This window comes from Pseudomonas sp. GW823-FHT06B06, from assembly GCF_058795195.1.
The window spans coordinates 140,933-161,274 of the sequence record NZ_JBXAHO010000009.1 but is presented as its reverse complement, the minus strand read 5'-3'; the positions used below and the strand labels follow the sequence as shown (position 1 = coordinate 161,274).

General features: G+C 58.6%; 20 protein-coding genes and 1 tRNA gene. 18 read left to right on the top strand and 3 right to left on the bottom strand.

Features of this window, described 5'->3' with window-relative positions; translation table 11 throughout:
* Positions 1 to 6 precede the first annotated feature (6 nt).
* The 6 genes from AC1Q8Q_RS10825 to AC1Q8Q_RS10800 are packed head-to-tail and all read left to right on the top strand — an operon-like array spanning position 7 to position 5,902.
* Positions 7 to 1,560 carry a sugar ABC transporter ATP-binding protein gene (locus AC1Q8Q_RS10825; RefSeq protein ID WP_020799078.1) on the top strand — a complete coding sequence of 518 codons (1,554 nt, stop codon included), beginning with the start codon at positions 7 to 9 and terminating at the stop codon, positions 1,558 to 1,560.
* A complete protein-coding gene (locus AC1Q8Q_RS10820; RefSeq protein ID WP_020799077.1) occupies positions 1,557 to 2,534 on the top strand; it encodes an ABC transporter permease in 978 nt (325 codons plus the stop codon). The genes AC1Q8Q_RS10825 and AC1Q8Q_RS10820 overlap by 4 nt, the downstream gene beginning before the upstream one ends.
* Before the next feature lie 3 nt (positions 2,535 to 2,537).
* Entirely contained in the window at positions 2,538 to 3,557 is a 1,020-nt protein-coding gene (locus tag AC1Q8Q_RS10815; RefSeq protein WP_033040065.1) for a LacI family DNA-binding transcriptional regulator, read from the top strand.
* Between the two features lie 58 nt (positions 3,558 to 3,615).
* A complete protein-coding gene (gene rbsK / locus AC1Q8Q_RS10810) occupies positions 3,616 to 4,533 on the top strand; it encodes a ribokinase (RefSeq protein WP_492615057.1) in 918 nt (305 codons plus the stop codon).
* Positions 4,530 to 4,934: a D-ribose pyranase gene (gene rbsD / locus AC1Q8Q_RS10805; RefSeq protein WP_492615056.1), complete on the top strand. Its 405-nt coding sequence runs from the start codon at positions 4,530 to 4,532 to the stop codon at positions 4,932 to 4,934. The genes rbsK and rbsD overlap by 4 nt, the downstream gene beginning before the upstream one ends.
* Positions 4,934 to 5,902, top strand: a complete 969-nt coding sequence (locus AC1Q8Q_RS10800; protein ID WP_225441898.1) for a nucleoside hydrolase — start codon at positions 4,934 to 4,936, stop codon at positions 5,900 to 5,902. Before rbsD ends, AC1Q8Q_RS10800 begins: the two co-directional genes overlap by 1 nt.
* A 136-nt stretch (positions 5,903 to 6,038) precedes the next feature.
* Here AC1Q8Q_RS10800 and AC1Q8Q_RS10795 read toward each other — a convergent pair whose 3' ends face one another.
* Complete coding sequence (locus AC1Q8Q_RS10795; protein ID WP_020799072.1) at positions 6,039 to 6,233, bottom strand: hypothetical protein; 195 nt, start codon at positions 6,231 to 6,233, stop codon at positions 6,039 to 6,041.
* Positions 6,234 to 6,366: 133 nt separating this feature from the next.
* Between AC1Q8Q_RS10795 and AC1Q8Q_RS10790 the strand changes: the two genes are divergently transcribed.
* Together AC1Q8Q_RS10790 and AC1Q8Q_RS10785 are read left to right on the top strand one after the other, a co-directional pair.
* The gene (locus AC1Q8Q_RS10790) at positions 6,367 to 6,672 is read left to right on the top strand and encodes a hypothetical protein (protein ID WP_020799071.1); all 306 of its coding nucleotides are present in this window, start codon (positions 6,367 to 6,369) and stop codon (positions 6,670 to 6,672) included.
* A 165-nt stretch (positions 6,673 to 6,837) separates the two neighbouring features.
* A complete protein-coding gene (locus AC1Q8Q_RS10785) occupies positions 6,838 to 7,155 on the top strand; it encodes an I78 family peptidase inhibitor (RefSeq protein WP_020799070.1) in 318 nt (105 codons plus the stop codon).
* Between the two features lie 70 nt (positions 7,156 to 7,225).
* Here AC1Q8Q_RS10785 and AC1Q8Q_RS10780 read toward each other — a convergent pair whose 3' ends face one another.
* Positions 7,226 to 7,438, bottom strand: a complete 213-nt coding sequence (locus AC1Q8Q_RS10780) for a cold-shock protein (protein ID WP_003179963.1) — start codon at positions 7,436 to 7,438, stop codon at positions 7,226 to 7,228.
* A 292-nt stretch (positions 7,439 to 7,730) separates the two neighbouring features.
* Positions 7,731 to 8,033, bottom strand: coding sequence for a hypothetical protein (locus tag AC1Q8Q_RS10775; RefSeq protein WP_020799069.1), 303 nt, complete (start codon positions 8,031 to 8,033; stop codon positions 7,731 to 7,733).
* Between the two features lie 374 nt (positions 8,034 to 8,407).
* Here AC1Q8Q_RS10775 and thrS point away from each other — a divergent pair, with 374 nt between their 5' ends.
* The 10 genes from thrS to pglW all read left to right on the top strand — a co-directional run bounded on the left by thrS (position 8,408) and on the right by pglW (position 20,339).
* Entirely contained in the window at positions 8,408 to 10,330 is a 1,923-nt protein-coding gene (thrS, locus tag AC1Q8Q_RS10770; RefSeq protein WP_008066670.1) for a threonine--tRNA ligase, read from the top strand.
* A complete protein-coding gene (infC, locus tag AC1Q8Q_RS10765) occupies positions 10,330 to 10,881 on the top strand; it encodes a translation initiation factor IF-3 (protein WP_172435703.1) in 552 nt (183 codons plus the stop codon). Before thrS ends, infC begins: the two co-directional genes overlap by 1 nt.
* 60 nt (positions 10,882 to 10,941) lie before the next feature.
* Complete coding sequence (gene rpmI / locus AC1Q8Q_RS10760; RefSeq protein ID WP_002553160.1) at positions 10,942 to 11,136, top strand: 50S ribosomal protein L35; 195 nt, start codon at positions 10,942 to 10,944, stop codon at positions 11,134 to 11,136.
* Between the two features lie 28 nt (positions 11,137 to 11,164).
* On the top strand, positions 11,165 to 11,521 hold the full coding sequence (gene rplT, locus AC1Q8Q_RS10755) for a 50S ribosomal protein L20 (RefSeq protein WP_007905879.1): 357 nt from the start codon (positions 11,165 to 11,167) through the stop codon (positions 11,519 to 11,521).
* 109 nt (positions 11,522 to 11,630) lie between these two features.
* Positions 11,631 to 12,647 carry a phenylalanine--tRNA ligase subunit alpha gene (gene pheS, locus AC1Q8Q_RS10750; RefSeq protein ID WP_020799067.1) on the top strand — a complete coding sequence of 339 codons (1,017 nt, stop codon included), beginning with the start codon at positions 11,631 to 11,633 and terminating at the stop codon, positions 12,645 to 12,647.
* A 26-nt stretch (positions 12,648 to 12,673) separates the two neighbouring features.
* Positions 12,674 to 15,055 carry a phenylalanine--tRNA ligase subunit beta gene (gene pheT / locus AC1Q8Q_RS10745; RefSeq protein WP_033042613.1) on the top strand — a complete coding sequence of 794 codons (2,382 nt, stop codon included), beginning with the start codon at positions 12,674 to 12,676 and terminating at the stop codon, positions 15,053 to 15,055.
* 3 nt (positions 15,056 to 15,058) lie between these two features.
* On the top strand, positions 15,059 to 15,361 hold the full coding sequence (ihfA, locus tag AC1Q8Q_RS10740) for an integration host factor subunit alpha (RefSeq protein WP_002553164.1): 303 nt from the start codon (positions 15,059 to 15,061) through the stop codon (positions 15,359 to 15,361).
* Positions 15,342 to 15,698 carry a MerR family transcriptional regulator gene (locus tag AC1Q8Q_RS10735; protein WP_003179985.1) on the top strand — a complete coding sequence of 119 codons (357 nt, stop codon included), beginning with the start codon at positions 15,342 to 15,344 and terminating at the stop codon, positions 15,696 to 15,698. Before ihfA ends, AC1Q8Q_RS10735 begins: the two co-directional genes overlap by 20 nt.
* Positions 15,699 to 15,787: 89 nt before the next feature.
* A tRNA-Pro gene (locus AC1Q8Q_RS10730) sits at positions 15,788 to 15,864 on the top strand.
* 293 nt (positions 15,865 to 16,157) lie between these two features.
* On the top strand, positions 16,158 to 20,339 hold the full coding sequence (gene pglW / locus AC1Q8Q_RS10725) for a BREX system serine/threonine kinase PglW (RefSeq protein ID WP_492615055.1): 4,182 nt from the start codon (positions 16,158 to 16,160) through the stop codon (positions 20,337 to 20,339).
* Positions 20,340 to 20,342 lie beyond the last annotated feature (3 nt).

Below are 20,342 nucleotides of genomic sequence, written 5' to 3'. Positions count from 1 at the left end.
AGTCTTATGTCTGTTAGCGCCCCGCACGCTGTCCTCTCGGTCAGCGACATTGGCAAGACTTACGCGCAGCCGGTCCTGGCCGGCATCAACCTCACGCTCATGCGCGGCGAGGTGCTGGCACTGACCGGCGAGAATGGCGCCGGCAAAAGTACGCTGTCGAAGATTATCGGCGGGCTGGTCACGCCGACTACTGGCCAGATGCAGTTTCAGGGGCGCGATTACCGCCCGGGCAGCCGCACCCAGGCCGAAGAGCTGGGGATCCGCATGGTCATGCAGGAGCTCAATCTGTTGCCGACCCTGTCGGTGGCGGAAAACCTGTTTCTGCACAAGCTGCCCAGCACTGCTGGCTGGATCAATCGCAAGCAACTGCGCCTGGCTGCGATCGAGGCCATGGCTCAGGTCGGGCTCGACGCTATCGACCCGGACACCCCGGTGGGCGAGCTGGGCATTGGTCATCAGCAGATGGTCGAGATCGCGCGCAACCTGATCGGTGATTGCCACGTGCTGATCCTCGATGAGCCGACCGCGATGCTCACCGCCCGTGAAGTCGAAATGCTCTTCGAGCAGATCACGCGCCTGCAGGCCCGTGGCGTGTCGATCATCTATATCTCCCATCGCCTCGAAGAGCTTGCGCGGGTGGCCCAGCGCATTGCGGTCCTGCGTGATGGTCACCTGGTGTGTGTCGAGCCGATGGCCAACTATAACAGTGAGCAACTGGTCACGCTGATGGTCGGGCGCGAATTGGGTGAACACATCGACATGGGGCCGCGTGACATCGGCGCTGCGGCTTTGACGGTCAAGGGCCTGAGTCGTGCCGACAAGGTGCGTGACGTGTCCTTCGAGGTGCGGGCTGGCGAGATCTTCGGCATTTCCGGATTGATCGGAGCAGGGCGCACCGAGTTGCTGCGCTTGATTTTCGGGGCTGATACCGCGGACAGCGGCACGGTGGCGCTAGGCTCACCCGCCCGAGTCGTGAGTATCCGCTCGCCGGTGGACGCGGTCGGGCATGGCATTGCCCTGATCACCGAAGACCGCAAGGGCGAGGGCCTGCTGCTGACGCAATCGATCGGCGCGAACATTGCGCTGGGTAACATGCCGGTTATTTCCAGCGGTGGCCTGGTCAATCCTGGCGCTGAAGCGGGGCTGGCCCAACGGCAGATCGACGCCATGCGCATTCGCAGTTCCGGACCGGCGCAGTTGGTGTCCGAGTTGTCCGGTGGCAACCAGCAGAAGGTAGTCATCGGTCGCTGGCTGGAGCGTGATTGCTCGGTGCTGCTGTTTGACGAGCCGACCCGGGGCATCGATGTCGGCGCCAAGTTCGACATTTATGCGCTGCTCGGTGAGTTGACCCGTCAAGGCAAGGCGTTGGTGGTGGTGTCCAGCGACCTGCGCGAATTGATGTTGATCTGCGACCGCATCGGCGTGCTCTCGGCGGGGCGTCTGATCGACACCTTCGAGCGCGACAGCTGGACCCAGGATGATTTGCTTGCCGCCGCGTTCGCCGGCTACCAAAAACGTGATGCGCTGCTCAACGAAGCGGCGCCTAGGGATCTTCAATGAAAACCGTATCTTCGGCCGGCCCACGCAGCGGCAATTTCTATGGGCTGGGCACTTACCTGGGGCTGGCCGGCGCCTTGCTGGCCATGGTCGTGCTGTTCTCGGTCCTGAGCAGCCATTTCCTCTCCTACAACACTTTCAGCACCCTGGCCAACCAGATTCCGGACTTGATGGTCCTGGCGGTCGGTATGACCTTCGTGCTGATCATCGGCGGTATCGACCTGTCGGTGGGTTCGGTGCTGGCGCTGGCCGCGTCGACGGTCAGCGTGGCGATTCTCGGTTGGGGCTGGAGCGTGCTGCCAGCGGCTTTGCTCGGCATGGCGGCTGCCGCGCTGGCGGGGACCGTCACCGGTTCGATCACCGTGGCCTGGCGCATTCCCTCGTTCATCGTGTCCCTGGGTGTGCTGGAAATGGCCCGCGGCGTGGCGTACCAGATGACCGGTTCGCGCACGGCCTACATCGGCGACGCCTTTGCCTGGCTGTCCAATCCGATCGCCTTCGGAATTTCGCCCTCGTTCATCATCGCCTTGCTGATCATTTTCATCGCCCAGGCCGTGTTGACCCGTACCGTATTCGGGCGCTACCTGATCGGCATCGGCACCAACGAAGAGGCGGTGCGCCTGGCGGGGATCAACCCCAAGCCCTACAAGATCCTGGTGTTCAGCCTGATGGGGTTGCTGGCCGGTATTGCCGCGCTGTTCCAGATTTCTCGCCTGGAAGCGGCGGACCCCAATGCCGGCTCCGGGTTGGAGTTGCAAGTGATCGCTGCCGTGGTGATTGGCGGCACCAGTCTGATGGGTGGGCGCGGCTCGGTCATCAGCACCTTCTTCGGCGTGCTGATCATTTCGGTATTGGCGGCCGGCCTGGCGCAGATCGGCGCCACCGAGCCGACCAAACGCATCATCACTGGCGCCGTGATCGTGGTGGCGGTAGTGCTGGATACTTATCGCAGTCAGCGCGCAAGCCGGCGGACCTGAGTCATGGCAACGATCAAGGATGTAGCAGCACTGGCGGGGATTTCCTACACCACGGTTTCCCATGTGGTGAACAAGACCCGGCCGGTGAGTGAAGAAGTACGGGTCAAGGTCGAGGCCGCAATCAAGACCCTCGATTATGTGCCCAGCGCCGTCGCCCGGTCCCTCAAGGCCAAGACCACGGCAACCATCGGCCTGCTGGTGCCCAACAGCCTCAACCCGTATTTCGCCGAGCTGGCGCGGGGTATCGAGGACTACTGTGAGCGTAATGGCTACTGTGTGATCCTGTGCAATTCGGACGACAATCCGGACAAGCAGCGTAGTTACCTGCGAGTATTGCTGGAGAAACGCATCGACGGCCTGATCGTCGCCTCGGCCGGTGGTGACGGCGGGTTGGCCCAGGGCCTGGCGGCCGTGCGCACGCCGATGGTGATCGTCGACCGAGGGCTCGAAGGCGTCGACGCGGACCTTGTGCGCATCGATCACGAGTACGGCGCCTACCTGGCCACGCGGCATCTGCTGGAGTTGGGGCATCGGGATATCGCCACCATCAGCGGCCCTGCAACCACCAGCGTGGCGCAGATGCGCTTGGCCGGCTTTTGCCGGGCCCTTGAAGAGGCGGGTATCCGTGTTGCGCGCGGGCGCATGCTCGAAAGCGATTTCACCAGCACCGGTGGCTACAGCGCCGCCGCTGTGCTTCTGGAAAACAATCCGCCCAGCGCGATCTTTGCCGCCAACGACATGATCGGTATCGGTGTGCTGCGTGCCGCCGCCGAGCGCAATATCCGCGTGCCGACGGACCTTTCCGTCATCGGCTTCGACGACATCCAGATGAGCCGCTATGTCTATCCGGCACTGACCACCGTGGGCCAGTCGATCCTGCAACTGGGCGAAATGGCGGCCGGGGTGCTGCTGCGCCGGATTGCCAAGCCGGACCTGGCAACCGAACAACGCATCGTGACCCCCAGCATCGTCTTGCGCGAATCGACCGCGCCGTTGGCCGGGGTGTTCGCACAGTATCGTTAAATGAAAAGCATCGCTAAATCCCGAGCAGCGCTGGAACAGTCTTGATGAGTAGTAATGTATGTCAGCAAAAGTAGTGGTAGTCGGCAGCTTGAACATGGACCTGGTGACTCGGGCGTCGCGCTTGCCCCGTGGTGGAGAAACACTGATCGGCCAGTCGTTTGCGACGGTCTGTGGCGGCAAGGGGGCGAACCAGGCCGTGGCGGCTGCGCGCCTCGGTGCGCAGGTGTCGATGGTGGGCTGCGTGGGCACCGATGCCTACGGCCAGGTATTGCGCCAGGCGTTGCTGGACGAGGGCATCGATTGTCGGGCGGTCAGCGCCGTGGAAGGTACCAGTGGCGTGGCCTTGATCGTGGTCGACGACAACAGCCAGAACGCCATCGTGATTGTCGCCGGGGCCAACGGCGCGCTGACGCCAGCGGTGCTCGGCTGTTTCGATGCGGCGCTACAGGAGGCGGATGTGATCATCTGTCAGCTGGAAATACCGGACGCAACGGTTGGCCATGCGCTCAAGCGCGGTCGTGAGCTGGGCAAGACCGTTATCCTCAACCCTGCGCCGGCCAGTCGACCGCTGCCGCAGGAGTGGTATGCGTCCATCGACTACCTGATTCCCAACGAGAGTGAAGCAGCAGCGCTCAGCGGCTTGCCGGTGGACTCTCTGCAAACGGCGCAGATCGCGGCTACTCGACTGATCGACATGGGCGCCGGCAAGGTCATCATCACCCTCGGCGCCCAGGGGTCGTTGTTTGCCGATGGCAAAGGCTTCGAACATTTCCCGGCGCCGAGCGTGAAGGCGCTCGACACCACGGCGGCCGGCGATACCTTCGTTGGTGGCTTCGCCGCGGCGTTGGTGGCCGGGATGAGCGAAGCGCAAGCGATACGTTTCGGCCAGGTCGCCGCCGCATTGTCGGTCACCCGGGCTGGCGCGCAACCCTCGATTCCCACCCTGGCCGATGTGCAGGCGTTTAAAAAACCATGAAAAAGACCCCTCTACTCAATGTCGCGCTGTCGCGGCTTATGGCTTCCCTGGGCCATGGCGACAAGGTGGTGATCGGCGATGCGGGTCTGCCCGTACCGCCAGGCGTCGAACTGATCGACCTGGCCTTGACCCAGGGCATTCCGGATTTCGTCACTACCCTGAAAGTCGTGCTCAGCGAAATGCAGGTCGAAAGCCATGTGCTGGCGCAAGAAATCCTCGAGAAACGGCCGTCGGCACTGGCGACCCTGGACGCACTGGAGGTCGAGGGTGCGCTGGGACGGCGCGAACTGCTCAGCCATGAGCGATTCAAGGCTCTCACTCAACAGGCGCGGGCGATTGTGCGCACCGGAGAATGCCAGCCTTACTGCAATATCGTGCTGGTGGCCGGGGTAACGTTCTGATGAGTAACACCACCGGCTCCCAGTCGGCACAACCGATCGACTTGATTATCGATACCGATCCCGGTGCCGACGACGTGATTGCCTTGCTGTTTGCCCTGGCGTCGCCGCAAGAGCTGAACGTGCGCGCATTGACCACCGTCGCCGGCAACGTACGCCTGGACAAAACCTCGCGCAATGCACGGCTTGCCCTCGAGTGGGCCGGGTGTGAGCACGTGCCGGTGTATGCCGGGGCATCCAAGCCGCTGGTGCGCAAGCCTGTCTATGCCGAGCACGTCCACGGCGAGGAAGGTTTGCCGGGTGTTGCGGTCCATGAGCCGAAGAGGGGGCTGGCCGAGGGCAATGCGATCGACTTCCTGATCGACACGTTACTGGCCGCCAGGCCCCATAGCATGACCATCGCCATGCTGGGGCCGCAGACCAACCTTGCCCTGGCGCTGCTGCGCGAGCCGCAGATTGTCCAGGGCATCAAGCAGGTGGTGGTCATGGGCGGTGCGCACTTCAACGGCGGTAACATCTCGCCGGTGGCCGAATTCAACCTGTTTGCCGATCCGCACGCGGCCGAGGTGGTGCTCAAGAGTGGCGCAGACCTGGTCTACCTGCCGCTGGACGTGACCCACAAGATTCTTACCAGTGAAGCGCGCCTCGAGCAGATAGCGGCGTTGAACAACAAGGCCGGCAAGCTGGTGGGCGATATCCTGCAAGCGTGTATTGGCGGTGATATGGCGCGCTATGGCATTCCCGGTGGCCCGGTGCATGACGCCACGGTCATCGCCTACCTGCTTAAGCCGGCGCTGTTCAGTGGCCGTTCGGTCAACGTGGTGGCCGACAGCCGCGAAGGTCCGACGTTTGGCCAGACCATCGTCGACTGGTATGACAGTCTCAACGCGCCGAAGAACGCCTTCTGGGTTGACAGCGGTGACGCCCAAGGCTTCTTCGATCTGTTGACCGAGCGCCTGGCGCGCCTGTAGGAGCGAGCATGCTCGCGATGAACGTCCAGACAACGCGCTCATCCAGGCAGCCAACGTTATCGTTGACGACCATCGCGAGCATGCTCGCTCCTACAGGGTAGCGAGTGCATCCGCGAAAACGCCCAAAGGCTTTCTCTCACTGCGAATGCCCGGTGCGCGAGTGTTTTTCGAAGATCTGGTCGATGAAAGAGCGTGCCGCTTCGGTGCCCAGATCCTTGACCAGCAGGTCGATACCGATAATGGCCAGCTCTTCCGGGCTACCCGGGCTGTAGGAAATATGGCCGTCTGGCCATTTGATCTTGATGTCGGCTTCGATGCTCACGGTGGTCATGACAGGGCTCGGGAGTCAGGGGGAATGGTGAGTGTCGAGTTAATCACTTTGCGATGCTTTTGGCACTGCGACTTAGGCATGGGCGCAGGGCTATGCGACACTTGGTCTTTGATGGCTAATCCAGGATTGTGCTGTGCAGATCGATTTGAACACTCCCGATGGCTTGACCCTCGAAGCGGTGCGCCAGATGTTAGCCGCAGCCAGCGACGATGAGCACACGCAATTGCGCGTGACCAAGGGCGGCATCGCCTATATTTCTTCGGGTGTCGTGGGTGGCAGCGATATCGACGGCTTGCTGTTTCGCCTGGAAACCTGGGCGAAAGGGTCTGGCTATGTCGGGCGGGTGGCGGCCAGTGACGAAGTCTGGGTCATGCAAATCTACAATGCGTTGAAGGATAACTGGCCAAAACCGGCCTTTGACTACATTGACGTTTATTGAGTGCCGTTCATATTCAGTCACGATTGAATGATGAAGGGCAGGGCGTTGCTCAGGCAAACTTGCCGTTTGTCCGTTGTGAAGGGCGGGGTGCCTGGCTCCCCGTGAAACCAAACGCCGAAATGGCGGTCGCAAGAATTCAGCTAAATCATCGAATAAGGAGGCGTCATGCCTTGGAAGCTCGCGTCATTGGGTACTGTGCTGGCTGCTGCCATGCTGGTCGGTTGCAGCACGGGAACCACCGAGCCGACTGACCCGGCCACTACCACTGAGTCTGGTCATAGCCGCTGCGAGGCCAAGGCGGCCGAATTCGCCATCGGTAAGCAGGCGTCGCCCCAGTTGCTGGAGCAGGCGCGCACCCGTGCAGGCGCGCAGAATGCGCGATTCCTGCAGCCAAACGACATGGTGACGCTGGAGTACCGCTCGGACCGCCTGAACCTCAACACCGATGCCAATCGTGTCGTCACCCGCGTCAACTGCGGCTGATCGAACACGCTTTATAGCGCCCACAAAAAACCCCGTCACATGGACGGGGTTTTTTTAGTGCGCCTGGAAATTACTCTGGGCGAACTTGAGCAGCTTGCATACCCTTTTGGCCTTTCTCAGCCACGAAGGAAACAGTCTGGCCTTCTTTCAGGCTTTTGAAACCGTCGCTTTCGATAGCTTTGAAGTGTACGAACAGGTCGTCACCGCCACCTTGAGGAGTGATGAAGCCGAAGCCTTTTTCATCGTTGAACCATTTAACGGTGCCGGTTTGGCGATTAGACATGGTGTATCTCCAAGAAACATATATTTTCAGTAGTACTGTGCTGCTCAGGCCAACTGGGCACACCCGAGTATCATAGTCGAAATGTTCGCTTTGGGAGCCCCCCACAGCTGTTGTTTGCCCTACAGTCGCACATTCTTTGTTCGCTGATTGGGCTGAAAGCCCCGTATTTAAAGGCTTTTAGCCCAAAGTAAAGGTGAGAAAAAAACCTGTAAAACCTGCACAATTTGTAGGAAAAAGCGTTTCCCCGAGGGTTTTCACCGGCTGAAAACGCTTTTACAGCACGTTTTCAGGCTTATTTTTTCGCCGCAGGGGCGGCCTTGCACTTGGCTATCTTGCCCAAGGCCTCTTGTTTCAGTGTGTCGCTGGCCTGGTTGTCCATCAGTGCCTGCAGGTCCTTGGCCGGGTACGACTTGATAGCGTCGGCGCCGCAGGCGCAGTGGGATTTTGCCGCTGCGGCGCCGATCTGTGGCGTGGCGGCCTGGGTGCACTGGGCCATGTACTTCTCGCGCTCACCCTTCGGCCAGTCGGCGTGGGCGGCCAGCGGAAGCAGCAGGACGATGGGTGCGACTACAGCGAATAAACGATTCAGACGCATGCCGGGATGCTCCTTATGGGGGAATGTCTTGTTATCTGAGGGGTAAAACGCGGTTCAAGTTCAGCACTCTGGCACAAAAACCGCAGTTTCGCCTCGACGCAAGGCCTCGACGCCGCCATGACCGTTCATCTGTGCTAGCATGCCTCGCTCGGGCGTTCGCAGGCGCCGGTCGACCTTCAGTCCCGGCCGCGGCAGATGCCCGAATAACCCTGATTTGAATCCCAGTCACTCTGGTTCGATTTTCCGGTTGGCCGCAAGGCTCCTGCCGCTGTAAGGCAGGCGTTCGTCATTGAATGGCCTGGATCGGATCTTGTACTGGCTCATCCCAACCCACGTGACCTTTGGTAGGGGTCACCACTAGGAGAGGAGGCGCCATGCCAACTATTACTCTTCCCGACGGCAGTCAACGTTCATTCGATCACCCGGTTTCCGTAGCCGAGGTCGCCGCATCCATTGGTGCCGGCCTGGCCAAGGCCACGGTAGCGGGCAAGGTCGATGGCAAGCTGGTCGACGCCAGCGACATCATCAGCAGCGACGCCACGCTGCAAATCATCACGCCAAAGGATGAAGAGGGGCTGGAGATCATTCGCCACTCTTGCGCCCACCTGGTCGGTCATGCGGTCAAGCAACTGTACCCGACGGCCAAGATGGTCATTGGTCCGGTTATCGACGAAGGCTTCTATTACGACATCGCCTTCGAGCGTCCTTTCACCCCGGACGACCTGGCCGCCATCGAACAGCGCATGCAGCAGTTGATCGAAAAAGATTACGACGTGATCAAGAAAGTCACTCCGCGCGCCGAAGTGATCGAAGTGTTCAAGGCTCGCGGCGAAGACTACAAGCTGCGCCTGGTCGAGGACATGCCGAACGAGCAGGCCATGGGCCTGTACTATCACGAAGAATACGTCGACATGTGCCGCGGTCCGCACGTGCCGAACACGCGTTTCCTGAAATCCTTCAAACTGACCAAGTTGTCCGGCGCCTACTGGCGTGGCGATGCCAAGAACGAGCAATTGCAGCGCGTCTACGGCACCGCGTGGGCCGACAAGAAGCAGCTGGCCGCCTACATCCAGCGCATCGAAGAAGCTGAAAAGCGCGATCACCGCAAGATCGGCAAGCGCCTGGGCCTGTTCCACACCCAGGAAGAGTCGCCGGGCATGGTGTTCTGGCACCCGAACGGCTGGACCTTGTATCAGGTGCTCGAGCAGTACATGCGCAAGGTACAGCGCGACAACGGCTACCTGGAGATCAAGACGCCCCAGGTCGTTGACCGCAGCCTGTGGGAGAAATCCGGGCACTGGGCCAACTACGCCGACAACATGTTCACCACCCAGTCGGAAAACCGCGACTACGCCATCAAGCCGATGAACTGCCCTTGCCACGTGCAAGTGTTCAACCAGGGCCTGAAAAGCTACCGCGAGCTGCCGATGCGCCTGGCCGAATTCGGTGCCTGCCACCGTAACGAGCCATCGGGTGCGCTGCACGGCATCATGCGCGTGCGCGCATTCACCCAGGACGACGCCCACATCTTCTGCACCGAAGAGCAGATGCAGGCTGAATCCGCTGCGTTCATCAAGCTGACCATGGACGTCTACGCCGATTTCGGCTTTAAAGATGTCGAGATGAAGTTGTCCACTCGTCCGGAAAAACGCGTGGGTTCCGACGAACTGTGGGATCGCGCCGAAGCGGCCTTGGCTGCAGCCCTTGATAGTGCTGGCCTGCCGTATGATCTACAGCCGGGTGAGGGCGCGTTCTACGGTCCGAAGATCGAATTCTCGCTAAAAGATTGCCTTGGCCGTGTCTGGCAGTGTGGTACTCTGCAGCTCGATTTTAACCTGCCTGTGCGTCTGGGTGCCGAATTCGTCTCCGAAGACAACAGCCGCAAGCATCCGGTGATGTTGCATCGGGCGATCCTGGGCTCCTTCGAACGTTTCGTTGGAATCCTGATCGAGCACTACGAGGGTGCATTCCCTGCGTGGCTAGCTCCGACCCAGGCAGTGATCATGAATATCACTGATAAGCAGGCAGATTTTGCCGCTGAAGTGGAAAAAACTCTCAACGAAAGCGGGTTTCGTGCCAAGTCTGACTTGAGAAATGAAAAGATCGGCTTTAAAATCCGCGAGCATACCTTGCTCAAGGTTCCTTATCTCTTGGTTATCGGAGATCGGGAAGTCGAGATGCAGACTGTCGCTGTGCGTACTCGTGAAGGTGCTGACCTGGGCTCTATGCCCGTCGCCCAGTTCGCTGAGTTCCTCGCGCAAGCGGTTTCCCGGCGTGGTCGCCAAGATTCGGAGTAATTATTATTAAGCGTGAAATGAGACAAGATAAACGAACTGCACCGAAAGCCCCGATCAACGAGAATATCTCGGCACGCGAGGTTCGGTTAATTGGGGCTGAAGGTGAACAGCTCGGGATTGTGTCAATTGAAGACGCGCTTCTTAAGGCTGAAGAGGCCAAGCTGGATCTGGTGGAGATTTCCGCCGATGCAGTACCACCTGTTTGCAAACTGATGGACTACGGCAAATCGATCTTCGAGAAGAAGAAGCAGATTGCTGCGGCCAAGAAAAACCAGAAGCAGATTCAGGTTAAAGAAATCAAGTTTCGTCCAGGGACGGAGGAAGGGGATTACCAGGTAAAACTGCGCAACCTGGTACGTTTCCTGAGTGATGGGGACAGGGCCAAGGTATCCTTGCGATTCCGCGGCCGTGAGATGGCCCACCAGGAGCTGGGGATGGAACTGCTCAAGCGAGTTGAAGGTGACTTGCTGGAGTACGGTTCGGTCGAACAGCATCCTAAGATGGAAGGACGCCAGCTGATCATGGTCATCGCCCCGAAAAAGAAGAAGTAATCAACAGGGCACGGCAGGCCTTCTGATTATGTTTATCAACTGAATGCGGAGTATCCGAACATGCCAAAAATGAAGACCAAAAGTGGTGCTGCTAAGCGGTTTCTGAAAACTGCTAACGGTATCAAGCACAAGCACGCTTTCAAGAGCCACATCCTGACCAAAATGTCGACCAAGCGTAAGCGTCAACTGCGCGGTAGCAGCTTGCTGCATCCGTCTGACGTGGCAAAAGTCGAGCGCATGCTGCGCCTTCGTTAATTTTAGTCAAGAATAGAGGAAGTAACTCATGGCTCGTGTAAAGCGTGGCGTCATTGCCCGTAAGCGTCACAAAAAAATTCTGAAACTTGCTAAAGGCTACTACGGCGCACGCTCCCGCGTATTCCGTGTTGCCAAGCAAGCGGTAATCAAGGCAGGCCAATACGCCTACCGTGACCGTCGTCAGAAAAAACGTCAGTTCCGCGCTCTGTGGATCGCTCGTATCAACGCTGGTGCTCGTATCAACGGTCTGTCCTACAGCCGTTTCATCGCCGGCCTGAAAAAAGCGTCCATCGAGATCGACCGTAAGGTTCTGGCTGATCTGGCAGTGAACGAAAAAGCGGCGTTTGCTGCGATTGTCGAGAAAGCTAAAGCCACCTTGGCTTAAGTACCCCCGACAGTCACCGGGCCTCACCTCTGTGGTGCCAGGTGTTAAACGTCATAAATAGGGGAAGAGCCTTCAAGCTCTTCCCCTATTTTGTATCTGGAGTCTGTACATGGAAAACCTGGATGCGCTCGTCTCTCAAGCACTAGAGGCTGTGCAAAGCGCTGAAGATATCAATGCCCTGGAGCAAATCCGGGTTCACTACCTTGGCAAGAAGGGCGAGTTGACTCAGGTGATGAAGACCCTGGGGAATTTGCCGGCAGAAGAGCGTCCGCAAGTCGGCGCCCTGATCAACGTTGCCAAGGAGCGTGTCACAGAGGTCCTCAATGCCCGCAAGGCACTGTTTGAAGAGGCCGACATGGCCGCCAAACTGTCTGCCGAGTCCATTGACGTGACCCTGCCTGGCCGTGGCCAGGCCTCGGGTGGTCTGCATCCGGTTACTCGCACTCTGGAACGTATCGAACAGTTCTTCACCCATATCGGCTACGGCATTGCCGAGGGCCCTGAGGTCGAAGACGACTACCACAACTTCGAAGCGCTCAACATCCCTGGCCATCACCCGGCCCGGTCGATGCATGACACCTTCTATTTCAATGCCAACATGTTGCTGCGCACCCATACCTCCCCGGTACAGGTCCGCACCATGGAGTCGAAACAGCCACCGATCCGCATCGTCTGCCCAGGCCGTGTGTACCGTAGCGACTCGGATATCACCCACTCGCCGATGTTCCACCAGGTCGAAGGCCTGCTGGTCGATCGCGACATCAATTTCGCCGACCTCAAAGGCACCATCGAAGAATTCCTGCGGGTGTTCTTCGAGAAAGAACTGGCCGTACGTTTCCGTCCTTCCTACTTCCCGTTCACCGAGCCGTCGGCCGAAGTCGACATGGAATGCGTGATGTGCAGCGGTAAAGGCTGCCGCGTCTGCAAGCAGACCGGCTGGCTGGAAGTGATGGGCTGCGGCATGGTTCACCCGAACGTGCTGCGCATGTCCGGGATCGACCCGGAAGAGTTTTCGGGCTTCGCCTTCGGCATGGGCGTCGAGCGTCTGGCCATGCTGCGTTACGGCGTGAACGACTTGCGTCTGTTCTTCGACAACGACTTGCGGTTCCTCGCGCAATTTCGCTAGTCGTAACGAATTCTTAGGAGAGCAGGATGAAATTCAGTGAACAATGGCTGCGTGGCTGGGTAAGCCCGCAGGTAAGTCGCGACGAGCTGGTTGCCCGTCTGTCGATGGCCGGTCTTGAGGTCGATAGCGTGACGCCGGCCGCCGGCGAATTCACCGGTGTGATCGTTGGCGAGGTGCTGAGCACCGAGCAGCACCCGGACGCCGACAAGCTGCGCGTTTGCCAGGTCAGCAATGGCTCGCAGACCTTCCAGGTGGTTTGCGGCGCGCCAAACGTGCGCCCGGGCCTGAAGATCCCGTTCGCCACCCTCGGTGCCGAACTGCCGGGCGACTTCAAGATCAAGAAAGCCAAGCTGCGTGGCGTCGAATCCAATGGCATGCTGTGCTCGCAAGCCGAGCTGCAAGTGGGCGAGGGCAACGACGGCCTGATGGAACTGCCGGCGGATGCGCCGGTAGGCCAGGACATTCGTGAATACCTGGGCCTGGACGATGCCAGCATCGAAGTCGACCTGACGCCGAACCGTGGTGACTGCCTGTCCCTGGCCGGCCTGGCCCGCGAAGTCGGCGCGCTGTATGCCGCGCCGGTCACTCGTCCGGTAGTCGCCACTGTCGCGGCTGTGCACGATGAAGTGCGTTCGGTGGAAGTGCTGGCCCCTGCCGCCTGCCCGCGTTACCTGGGTCGCGTGATCCGTAACGTCGACCTGTCCAAGGCAACTCCGCTATGGATGGTCGAGCGCCTGCGCCGTGCCGACGTGCGCAGCATCGACGCCGCCGTCGATATCACCAACTACGTGATGCTGGAGCTGGGTCAACCGCTGCACGCCTTCGATCTCGCCGAAATCAATGGCGGCATCCGCGTGCGCATGGCCGAGGAAGGCGAGAAACTGGTTCTGCTCGACGGCCAGGAAGTCAGCCTGCGTAGCGATACGCTGGTGATCGCCGACCATACCCGTGCCCTGGCAATCGCCGGCGTCATGGGTGGCGAGCACAGTGGCGTGAACACCGCGACCACTCGCGATATCTTCCTGGAAAGCGCGTTCTTCGATCAGATCGCTGTCGCTGGCAAGGCCCGTTCCTATGGCCTGCACACCGACGCATCGCACCGTTACGAACGCGGTGTGGACTGGCAGCTTGCCCGTGAAGCCATGGAGCGCGCCACTGGCCTGCTGCTGGAAATCACCGGTGGCGAAGCCGGCCCGATCATCGAGACCGTCAGCGAGCAGCACCTGCCGAAGATTGCCCCGGTCACCCTGCGTGCCCAGCGCATCACCCAGATGCTGGGCATGGAAATGGATTCGGCCGAAGTCGAGCGTCTGCTCAACGCCTTGGGCCTGACCGTTACTGCCGATGGGGCAGGGCAGTGGCGCGTAGAAGTGCCAAGCCATCGTTTCGATATCAGCCTGGAAGTCGACCTGATCGAGGAACTGGCTCGCCTGTACGGCTACAACCGCCTGCCGGTTCGTTACCCGCAGGCGCGCCTGGCACCGCAAGCCAAGGCCGAAGCCCGTAGTGACCTGCCTGAGCTGCGCCGTCTGCTGGTCGCCCGTGGTTACCAGGAAGCGATCACCTACAGCTTCATCGATCCGAAACAGTTCGAGCTGTTCAATCCAGGTGTCGAGCCGCTGCTACTGGCCAACCCGATCTCGAACGACATGGCCGCCATGCGCTCGTCCTTGTGGCCAGGCCTGGTCAAGGCGCTGTCGCACAACCTGAACCGCCAGCAGGATCGCGTTCGTCTGTTCGAGAGCGGCCTGCGTTTCGTCGGCCAGCTCGAAGGGCTCAAGCAAGAGCCGATGCTCGCCGGTGTCGTGTGCGGCAGCCGTCTGCCGGAAGGCTGGGCGCAGGGTCGCGATACGGTCGACTTCTTCGACGTCAAGGCTGACGTGGAAGCGGTGTTGGGCTTTGCCGGTGCTCTGGATGCCTTCAGTTTCGTGCCGGGTAAACACCCTGCGTTGCACCCGGGTCAAACCGCGCGCATCGAGCGCGAAGGTCGTCTGGTCGGTTTCGTTGGCGCCATCCACCCAGAGTTGTCGAAAACCTTGGGCCTGGATCGTCCAGTCTTCGTTTTCGAGCTGGTCCTGGCGGAAGTGGCCTCGGGCAAAATGCCTAAATTCCAAGAGTTGTCGCGCTTTCCTGAAGTGCGTCGTGACCTTGCACTGATTGCGCACAAAGACGTCGCTGCCGCGGCAGTACTCGACGTAATCCGTGAAAATGCAGGCGAATGGCTGACAGACCTCAGGCTATTTGACGTGTATCAGGGTAAAGGCATTGATCCTGATAGAAAAAGCCTCGCAGTTGGCTTGACCTGGCAGCATCCATCGCGCACTCTTAATGACGATGAGGTGAATTCTACGACGCAAAACATCCTCACCTCGCTCGAACAAAGGTTGGACGCCACGTTAAGGAAGTGACGTATGGGGGCTTTGACGAAAGCTGAGATGGCGGAACGTCTGTATGAAGAGCTGGGCCTGAACAAGCGGGAAGCCAAGGAATTGGTAGAGCTGTTTTTCGAAGAAATCAGGCACGCTCTTGAAGACAACGAGCAGGTCAAATTGTCCGGTTTCGGCAATTTCGACCTTCGGGACAAACGCCAGCGGCCTGGCCGCAACCCGAAAACGGGGGAAGAAATCCCGATCACGGCTCGCCGTGTGGTCACCTTTCGTCCAGGGCAGAAGTTGAAGGCCCGAGTTGAGGCTTATGCTGGAACCAAGTCATAACGACGAACTTCCCGTCATCCCAGGCAAACGCTACTTCACCATTGGTGAAGTCAGCGAGCTGTGTGCGGTAAAACCACACGTGCTGCGCTACTGGGAGCAGGAGTTTCCTCAGCTCAACCCCGTCAAACGTCGCGGAAACCGCCGGTATTATCAGCGCCAGGACGTGCTGATGATCCGGCAGATCCGTGCGCTGCTGTACGATCAGGGTTTCACCATCGGCGGCGCACGCCTGCGCCTGTCCGGCGATGAAGCCAAAGACGACACCACCCAGTACAAACAGATGATCCGGCAGATGATTGCAGAGCTCGAAGATGTGCTGGTTGTCCTCAAGAAATAAATTTCTGCTTTTAAATACTTCCAGTTTTCAAAAGCTTGCGATATATTCTTGAGCGTTCCTCGAGGTGAGGAACAGGTTACACGCCTAGTCGGGGCGTAGCGCAGTCCGGTAGCGCACTAGCATGGGGTGCTAGGGGTCGAGTGTTCGAATCACTCCGTCCCGACCATATAACTCCAGAAAATCCAACCACTTAGCGGTGGTTGGATTTTTTATGCATCCTTGTTTTTCGCGTTTTCTCATTTTAGGGGCTTATGGTTGCCAATTGGTTGCCAATTGAGATTGACTTAAGTCTCAGCTATGAGCATTTTGCTATTACGTACGCGCTGCATTTCAAAGCACTCCCTGCTAGCTGTTGCTTTTGTCGAGCGTCTGCTTCAGCTCAGTCGGAATAGGATAGGTACCACAATAAATGACGACGTTATTTTTTCCTCGTCAGTCAGTTCACAAGGGTGACCACTGATGGACATGCTCTGGAAGCAGCTCTCACCCTCGGGTTACTCATGGGAGAGGGATGCGCTGGAGTTTGCCAAGCAATTGCTCCCTGACCACGATCCGTATCGTGCGTGGGCCAACTTTGAGTTTATTGCGCAGGATGGCTCCATCAACGAAGTCGATCTGATGGTGCTAACACCAAAGGGTATGTATCTCATCGAAATCAAATCCCATCCAGGTGTCATCGGGGGGGATGCCGCTAACTGGGTTTGGGAAAAGCCTCTGCCCAAGGGCGGACAAAAGATCTTTGATAACCCCCGTCTGCTGGCACGGCGGAAGGCACAAAAGCTGGCTTCACTGCTGAAACTTCAGCCGTCATTTCATCGCAGCAAAGAGACCGTGCCTTTTATTGATGCGCTGGTATTCCTGTCAGCTGAGAATCTCGTCATCAAGCTGGAAGGTAATGCCCGTCAGGGTGTTGTTAACCGTGCTGAGTTGCTTCGCGAAATCACATTTGTCGACGAAAACTGGAGGCACCGGCAAATCACGGCCTACACCGCTAAAATAGTCTCGCGTGCCGTTGAAGAGGCCGGCATCAAAGAGTCCGTGCGTATGCGCCGGGTGGGTAGCTACGAGCTACAAAGCCTGCTCGACGAGTCCGACACTTTTCAGGAGTGGTTGGCTCTGCATCCTGAACTTGGGGTGCAGCGCAAAGTGCGCATCTACCTGACACAGGGTAAGCCACAGGAAGAAGTGTTGCGGCTCGAGAAAGCGGCGAAGCTGGAGTTTCGTCTACTTGAAGGTATCGAACATCCAGGGATTCTGCGCGCTCACGAGTTTCAGCAACACGACAGCGGCCCTGCGCTGGTCTACGAGCACGATCCCAAAGCATTTCGCCTTGATCATCTCCTAATGGATCTGGGTAAAGATCGCCGGCTGGATACAGGCCAGGCCGTCTATCTGCTTCGACTCATCGCAGAAGCGGTGCAGTACGCGCACGGTCAGAAGCTTTTTCACCGAGGCCTGAGCCCCCAGTGCATCTGGGTTAGGTCGCAGGGTGACGAGAAATACAGCGTTAAGATCAGTAACTGGGTAACTGCACAGCGCCTATTTGAGAGCGAGTCGCGAGATATCAGTGCTCTTACACGTTTGAGTAACCTTGTGCATGAAGACGCTGGGCCCTATGTGGCTTTGGAGGCGCACACAGGGGCAGCAGATGGCGTCCACATGGATGTCTTCTCGCTCGGAGCGATCGCTTACCACCTATTTACCGGTAAGAAGCCGGCACAAACCGACATTGAGCTTTTGGACAAGCTACGCCGCGGCAACGGGCTACAAGTTACCGATGAGATTAACGGTGCCAGCGAGACCATGCAGCACTTGGTGCAGTACGCCACACATCCGGACGTGGGAAGCCGATTGGAATCGGTCAGCGAATTTATCAATCGACTGGATGATCTGGAAGACGAAGTTAGCCAGCCGAATACGCTGCGTAGCAATCCAACCGAGGCGCGCAAAGGTGACCTTCTTCCAGGAGGAATTCAGGTTATTCAGCATCTCGGCAAAGGAGCTTCTTCAGTCGTATTCCTAGTCGACTATCAGGGCCAGTCTCGGGTGCTGAAGATTGCCTCCACGCCAGACCACAACAATCGTCTTATGAAAGAAGGCGAGATATTGGCCAAGCTACGCCACCAGGCCATTGTTCCCTACTATAAGACCCTGGATGTCGTAGGGCATACAGCCCTGTTACTCGATTATGCGACTGAGGGCACTCTGGCTCAGCGCTTGCGCCATGTAGGTGCTGTGCAGTTGGAGTTGCTTGAGCGCTTCGGTGACGACTTGCTAAGTGCAGTGGTGCACCTTGAAGACCAAGCCTTGGTGCACCGCGATATCAAGCCGGAGAACATCGGCTTGGTGAAACAAGGCAGCGTCCTCCACCTGATTCTCTTTGATTTCTCTCTTTCCAGTGTAGGTGCCGACAATATCAGCGCCGGTACCCTGGCCTATATGGATCCGTTTATCCGGGATCCCGGTCGCCGTCGATGGGACGATCATGCCGAGCGATTCTCCGTAGCACTGACACTTTATGAAATGGCGGCGGGCGCTTTGCCTGGGTGGGCTTCTTCGGAGGGGCTGCCGCATCAGTTGGAAGGTGAGCTTGAGGTCGATCGTACGGTATTCGACCCGAGCATCCGTGATCGCATGGTTGAGTTCTTTAAGCGCGCCTTGGTACGTGATGTGCGTAAGCGTTTTGCCAGTGCAGGCGAGATGCTGCGTGAGTGGCGCAAAACCTTCCATGCTGCACGCAGTGAATCGCTGCACACGACTCATCAGCCGTTGGAGCGGACTTGCCCCATCAGTGAGGCTCAGCTGGATACGCAGATCGGCTTGCTGGCATTGACCCCACAAGCACTCGACACCCTCAGCCGCCGCAATATCAATACCGTTGCGGATCTGATCAAGCTGAATCGCTCTCGCGTTCGGGTTTGGACGGGGGTTGGGGTGAAGACTCGCAATGAGCTGTCTGATGTCATTGGCCAGCTTCAAGCTCGTCTTTTGGAGGGCCAACAAAATCAACTGTTCGATAGCGACGACACCGGTGTGGTCAGCGTCGACCGTTTGTTCCAGCAAGTCCTGCCAAAGTCGACAGACCCGATCCGAATGAGCTTCCTTAACGAATTCCTAGGTCGGTTGGCTGAAGACGCTCCTAAAGGTGTGCATAACGTTCATTGGCCGACACCGACGGCCATTAGCGGTCACCTTCGCATCGAAACTCTAGTGGTGCGTGAACTGATCGACAAGGTAGTGACCCAGTGGGGCAAGACCAAGGCCATTACTGATCTGCGAGAGGATATCGCCGGACTGCTGGAGGAAAACGGTGGTGTGATGACGGCTGTTGAAGTCTCCGATGCGATCTTGTTGCGGCGTGGCTCGGTGCAGGACAGCCCACTGCGCGAGCGTTGGGCCTATGCCGTTGTGCGTGCCGCTGTAGAAACTGAGCTGGGCAAACAGGGGGCTCGCTGGCTATTGCGCCGCTCTGGTAACCGTTGCCTAATTGCTGACAATCGTCAGGGCCGTGGTGAAGAACTGGGCGATTACGCCTGTGATCTAGGGAGTTTGGCGGATGAGTGTGCTCGTCAGCAGCCGTTGTTGGCCCCCGTGCGCACATTGGAAAAGATTCGTGCTATGCCTGCGCCAGAGTCATTCGCTGGGCTAAGTAACCACCGGCTTATGCGCTTGGCTGCTGCTGCTTCTGAAAGCGCAGCCTTGTCTAGTCGTGTTGAGTTCTATCCTCGGGGCATGTCGGCGAGGTTTGCGCTGGAGCTTGCCCAGGGTGCGCTGTTGGGTAGCAAGGCGCTTACGGTCAAGGATATTCAGACTCGCGTGGCTGGGCGCTACCCAGCCGCGCAGGAGTTACCTGGCCGGCCGGAGCTTGATGAACTGGTGCACTCGCTCGATATCGGCTTTCAGTGGAATGGCAGTTTTGAGTTCGCCAACGGCGCCAAGGGTGGCTACTGCCTGCCGAGCGCTGGCATGACTAGCTTTGCAACGGCCGGTTCCACCCACTACAGCCAGACTCACCAAGGTGAAGACGACACCACGACCCTCAAGTCGGTTAAAGAGCTGGGCCTGATGCTGGAAAAGGTGGTGACGGCCTCCCACTTTCTGGCCCTGACCGTGAGGCCTCGCCAATGGTGGCAAGCACAGGAAAAGCTCTGTCGAGACTATCCCTTCAAGCGCATCAGCTTTGATGAACTGTTGCTGCGTCATGTGCAGGCGGTTTGCGCCAGTATGCCCAAATCACCGGACTGGCAGGTGGTGCTCAAAGCGGACGATGCCGAGCAAAGCTCACGCGACTGGCAAAACCTGCAGCGGCTTGTGCAGCGAGCGTTGCCCGGTATGGCTGAGGAAATTCTGCAAGCCAGCCAGCCAGTGCTCCTGACAGAGCCTGGGCTGTTGGCACGTTATGAGTTGATTACTACTTGGCTAAACGATCTACGCCGACAACTGATGAGCGTGAGTGGCCGCACCGGTGTTGCCGCACCTGGATTGGTCCTGCTGATAGCGATTGATGCTCAGCGTTCAGCGGCCATGATCGATGGCGCGTTGGTGCCTACCGGAGCAGGTAGCAAAGAGTTTGCCCATATTCCCAGTAGCTGGTTGGAAAACGACCAGCAGCTACCAGAGGCAGTTAAAAGCACTGCCTAAGTT

Coding starts and splice junctions, on each gene's coding strand:
- rbsK (WP_492615057.1), top strand. CDS start 3,616: ATGTCAGCAAAAGTAGTGGTAGTCGGCAGCTTGAACATGGACCTGGTG.
- AC1Q8Q_RS10780 (WP_003179963.1), bottom strand. CDS start 7,438: ATGTCTAATCGCCAAACCGGCACCGTTAAATGGTTCAACGATGAAAAA.
- AC1Q8Q_RS10795 (WP_020799072.1), bottom strand. CDS start 6,233: ATGACCACCGTGAGCATCGAAGCCGACATCAAGATCAAATGGCCAGAC.
- ihfA (WP_002553164.1), top strand. CDS start 15,059: ATGGGGGCTTTGACGAAAGCTGAGATGGCGGAACGTCTGTATGAAGAG.
- rpmI (WP_002553160.1), top strand. CDS start 10,942: ATGCCAAAAATGAAGACCAAAAGTGGTGCTGCTAAGCGGTTTCTGAAA.
- AC1Q8Q_RS10825 (WP_020799078.1), top strand. CDS start 7: ATGTCTGTTAGCGCCCCGCACGCTGTCCTCTCGGTCAGCGACATTGGC.
- pglW (WP_492615055.1), top strand. CDS start 16,158: ATGGACATGCTCTGGAAGCAGCTCTCACCCTCGGGTTACTCATGGGAG.
- rbsD (WP_492615056.1), top strand. CDS start 4,530: ATGAAAAAGACCCCTCTACTCAATGTCGCGCTGTCGCGGCTTATGGCT.
- rplT (WP_007905879.1), top strand. CDS start 11,165: ATGGCTCGTGTAAAGCGTGGCGTCATTGCCCGTAAGCGTCACAAAAAA.
- pheS (WP_020799067.1), top strand. CDS start 11,631: ATGGAAAACCTGGATGCGCTCGTCTCTCAAGCACTAGAGGCTGTGCAA.
- AC1Q8Q_RS10815 (WP_033040065.1), top strand. CDS start 2,538: ATGGCAACGATCAAGGATGTAGCAGCACTGGCGGGGATTTCCTACACC.
- thrS (WP_008066670.1), top strand. CDS start 8,408: ATGCCAACTATTACTCTTCCCGACGGCAGTCAACGTTCATTCGATCAC.
- AC1Q8Q_RS10800 (WP_225441898.1), top strand. CDS start 4,934: ATGAGTAACACCACCGGCTCCCAGTCGGCACAACCGATCGACTTGATT.
- pheT (WP_033042613.1), top strand. CDS start 12,674: ATGAAATTCAGTGAACAATGGCTGCGTGGCTGGGTAAGCCCGCAGGTA.
- AC1Q8Q_RS10785 (WP_020799070.1), top strand. CDS start 6,838: ATGCCTTGGAAGCTCGCGTCATTGGGTACTGTGCTGGCTGCTGCCATG.
- AC1Q8Q_RS10735 (WP_003179985.1), top strand. CDS start 15,342: ATGCTGGAACCAAGTCATAACGACGAACTTCCCGTCATCCCAGGCAAA.
- AC1Q8Q_RS10775 (WP_020799069.1), bottom strand. CDS start 8,033: ATGCGTCTGAATCGTTTATTCGCTGTAGTCGCACCCATCGTCCTGCTG.
- AC1Q8Q_RS10820 (WP_020799077.1), top strand. CDS start 1,557: ATGAAAACCGTATCTTCGGCCGGCCCACGCAGCGGCAATTTCTATGGG.